Consider the following 3,980-nt stretch of genomic DNA (forward strand, 5'->3'; position numbering starts at 1 on the left):
CGACAAGGCCATCGAGTACCAGGCGCAGGGCATCGTCGGCGAGAACATAAAGCCGCAGGTCGGTTTCGCTGAAGGGATTGGCCTGCGAATGGTTCGCGATTTCGATGCGCAGGCCGAAGGCCATCACCCCGGGCGCCAGCCTGTAGCGGCCGGTATCGAACTCGATCTTGCGGATGGCGATGGCATCATCGGCGATCAGCCCCGGCTGGAGCAGGCGCAGGCGCACACGCTGGCTGTTCCTGTCGACGACCAGAAGCTCGATATCGCCGACATGGCCATCGTCGCTGGATTGGGCGCTGTCGATCAGCGGCACGGCTACCAACAGCAGGTCGTCATGGGCAGGCCAGATCTTGCAGCTCAGCCCAAACGGCGCGTCGCCATCCGTCAGGGCGATGCTGATATGAGGTTCGAGCGTGAACGAGGTGCCGTCGGCGCTCTTTCGAGCTTTGGGATAGGCCTGCTGCACCAGGGCGGCGGCATCGCCGCAATCGTCGGCCACGGCCCAGGCGGGCGACAGGGTGGCTGCGGCAAGGCCGAGGAAGAGGGTGCGCAACAGCATGGACTTCTCACCTGCAAGGCCGAGTACGGTCATAACAATGGTTTGTCAGTCCCCCTGCTAGGACTTTTGTGGGGCGCTCGCTAGAGCCGGACGATTTCAGCTCGAATCGAAGCCTCACACCTTTCGGCATCATGCTATTGCGCCGTCATTTTGACGATGACTGGAATGGCCGCGATCATCAGCACCACCGGTAGGATGCATACCACCACCGGCACCGACATCTTGGCCGGCAGAGCGTGCGCCTTTTCCTCGGCCAACGACATACGCTTATGGCGCATGTCGTCGGAAAAAACGCGCAACGCCCCCGACAGGCTGGTGCCGAGTTCCTTGGACTGCTGCAGCAGCGTGGCGAAGGAACGCACTTCGTCCAGGCTGAGGCGGTCGGCGAGCGCCTTCAGCGCATCGTCGAGGCTGCGCCCTGCCCTCAGCTCCAACGACACCAGCTGCAGGTTCTGGCTGAGCGCGGGATAGGTCTTGGCGAGTTCCTTGGAGACGCGCTCTATGCCGGCCTCCATGCTCATGCCGGCATCCGAGCAGACAATCATCAGGTCCATGAAATCGGGAAAGCCGTTGCGGTACTCGCGCCTGCGTTCCCGCACTTTCTGGCTCAACACCAGGCCGGGCAGGAAATAGCCGGCCGCTCCCGACAGGATGACGAATGTCCAGCGACTGGCCATCGTCGCGTCCGGGCTGGCCATCCACCGGTTGAGCACAAACACACCGATTGCCGTGCCGATCATCGCGCTGAACCGGATCAGGAAGAACGTGCCGACAGCGCGCGGCTCCATGTAGCCCGCCTGGATGAGCTTCATGCGCAGCCGGGCGACATTTTCCGGATCGCTCCTGGCGTAGAATTCCTGCGCCCGCTTCACTGCCTTCTCGCGCACGACGCCGGTATTCTTCTTCTGCACCGGCTCTGGTTTGGCGGCCACGGGGCCGTTGTCGACCCTGAGCCGGCGCATGACCTCGTTGCGGTCGCCCTTCGCCATGACAACAGGCCAGGCAACAGCGGCAGCACCCGCCGCCAGCAGCAGGATGGCCACCGGCATCAATGAGGTCGGCGCAAGCGAGGCGAGGAATTCGATGAAGCCCTGCATGTCAGAACTTGAAATTCGACATTTTGAACATGATCAGATTGCCCAGCATCAGCCAGGTGATCGAGCCGCCGAGCAGGTACCAGGTTTTCGCCGCGCCCCAGACGTCGCGGTAGAAGCCCGGCATCAGCGCCATAATGGCGGTGAACAGCAACGCCGGCACCGCTGTCAGGATGTAGGCCGACATCCGACCTTCTGTCGCAATGGCGCGCACCTTGCGGCGCAGCTTGCCGCGCTCGCGGATCGTCGTCGCCAGGCCGTCGAGGATCTCGCGCAGATTGCCGCCCGAACTGGTCTGGATCGAGACGGCGGTGACGAACAGCGGCAAATCCTCCTGGCCGACCCGGTCGAACAGCGAGTTCAACGCCGAAACCAGATCGGAGCCATATGTCACCTCGTCGGCGATGACGCCGAACTCGGTGCCGATCGGGTCGGGCATCTCGCGCGCCACCATGGCGATCGCCACCGGCACCGGATGGCCGGCCTTCAGGCCACGCGTGATCAGTTCCAGCGCCTCCGGCAATTGCATGCCGAACCGCTTTACCCGGCGCTTGCGCTTGAAGCGCAGCGTGATCACCGGCAGCACCGGCACAAGCACCACAAACAGCACAAGCCCCATCAGCGGCGGCAAGCCGTACCAGATGGCGACCAGGGTCATCGCCATCGCCACGCCGCAGCTGATCATCAGGAATTTCGACAGCGGCATGATCATGCCCGACTGGGTTCGCAAAGCGCGGAACCGATCCAGCGAAAACAGCGGCGTGCCTGCGTCGAGGCCGCGTTCCTTGCGCAGTTGGACAAGCACCTGCTCCTGGCTGATCTTGTTTTCCTGCAGCTTCATGCGCCGGTTGATGGCGGTGCGCTTGTCGCTGCGGCCGGCATAAAGCAGGTAGCAGGCCTCGGCGATCAGGATGCCGGTCAGCGCGGCCGCGGCATAAACGACATAGATAGCGCTCATTCCATCGAACACTTGGCTACTCCTGCGGCCGGCCGGGTTCGAAATATCGTCCGGGAAACTCGATGCCCATGGCGCGCAGATCCTCGAGGAAGCGCGGCCGGATGCCGGTCGCCTCGTAGTGGCCCAGAATCCTGCCGTCGGCCTCCATGCCGGTACGCACAAAGCGGAAGATCTCCTGCATCTGGATGACATCTCCTTCCATGCCGGTCACCTCGGCGACACTGGTCACCTTGCGCTTGCCGTCGGACAGGCGCGTCAGCTGAACGATCAGGTCGAGCGCGCTGGCGATCTGGCTGCGGATCGACTGCACCGTCATCGGCATGCCGGTCATGCCGAGCATCTGCTCGAGCCGCGAAATGGCGTCGCGCGGCGTGTTGGCATGGATGGTCGCCATCGACCCTTCGTGGCCGGTGTTCATTGCCTGCAGCATGTCGAAAGCCTCCTCGCCCCGGCACTCGCCGAGGATGACGCGGTCGGGGCGCATGCGCAGTGCGTTCTTGACCAGGTCGCGCTGCTTCAGCTCGCCATGGCCTTCGATGTTGGCCGGACGTGTTTCCATACGCGCGACATGCGGCTGCTGCAGTTGGAGCTCGGCCGCGTCCTCGATGGTGATCAGCCGCTCGTCTTCCGGAATGAAGGCCGACAGCGCATTGAGCATGGTCGTCTTGCCGGTGCCGGTACCGCCCGAAATGATCGTCGTCTTGCGGGCATGCACGGCCGCCGCCAGCACTTCGGCCATGTTCTGGGTGATGGCGCCGAATTCGACCAGTTTGTGCAGGCCGAGCTTGTTCTTGGAAAATTTGCGGATCGACACCAGCGGCCCATCGACCGCAACCGGGCGGATGGCCGCGTTGAAGCGCGAGCCGTCCAGCATGCGGGCATCGACCATCGGCTGCGATTCGTCGACACGGCGACCGACCGCGGCGACGATCTTGTTGACGATGCGCAGAAGATGCGCCTCATCCTTGAACGGAATGTGGACCGGCTGCAGCTTGCCCTTCTTTTCGACAAAGCAGTTCATGTGGCCGTTGATCAGGATATCGTTGATGTCGGGGTCCTTGAGCAGCGGCTCGAGCGGACCGAGGCCGACCATCTCGTCGACGATGTCGTCGACCAGCGCGTCAAGCTCGACGGTGTTGATCGCCATCCGCTCCTGCTTGGTCTTTTCCGACACGAAATCACGCACTTGCCGGCGCATCTCATCCTTCGGCAAACGCTCCAGCGCGACAAGATTGATCTCTTCGAGCAGCAGCCGGTGGATACGCACGCGCGCATCGAGCACCTTGTTGGCATTCTTTGCCGGCGCTGTGTCCGGCTTTGCCGGCAAAGCCTTTCGGCTGGTCGGAATGACGACGGCATGATGGGCGAC

The 3,980-nt window shown here is 63.1% G+C and carries 4 protein-coding genes; all 4 read right to left on the reverse strand.

Annotated elements, in window-relative coordinates; genetic code table 11:
- On the reverse strand, positions 1-559 hold a 559-nt coding region (locus EN984_RS25400), incomplete at its 3' end, for a hypothetical protein (protein WP_127384030.1).
- 134 nt (positions 560-693) lie between these two features.
- Positions 694-1,656 carry a type II secretion system F family protein gene (locus EN984_RS25405; protein ID WP_127270729.1) on the reverse strand — a complete coding sequence of 321 codons (963 nt, stop codon included), beginning with the start codon at positions 1,654-1,656 and terminating at the stop codon, positions 694-696.
- Between the two features lies 1 nt (position 1,657).
- Positions 1,658-2,623 carry a type II secretion system F family protein gene (locus EN984_RS25410; protein WP_127270727.1) on the reverse strand — a complete coding sequence of 322 codons (966 nt, stop codon included), beginning with the start codon at positions 2,621-2,623 and terminating at the stop codon, positions 1,658-1,660.
- A gap of 4 nt (positions 2,624-2,627) precedes the next feature.
- The coding region (locus EN984_RS25415) for a CpaF family protein (RefSeq protein WP_164765637.1) at positions 2,628-3,980 on the reverse strand (1,353 nt) is incomplete at its 5' end.

Origin of the sequence: Mesorhizobium sp. M7A.F.Ca.CA.004.12.1.1, from assembly GCF_003997835.1 — a bacterium.
GTDB lineage: Bacteria > Pseudomonadota > Alphaproteobacteria > Rhizobiales > Rhizobiaceae > Mesorhizobium.

Excerpts from the sequence above, each read along its gene's own strand:
- EN984_RS25405 (WP_127270729.1), bottom strand. The coding sequence starts at position 1,656 with ATGCAGGGCTTCATCGAATTCCTCGCCTCGCTTGCGCCGACCTCATTG.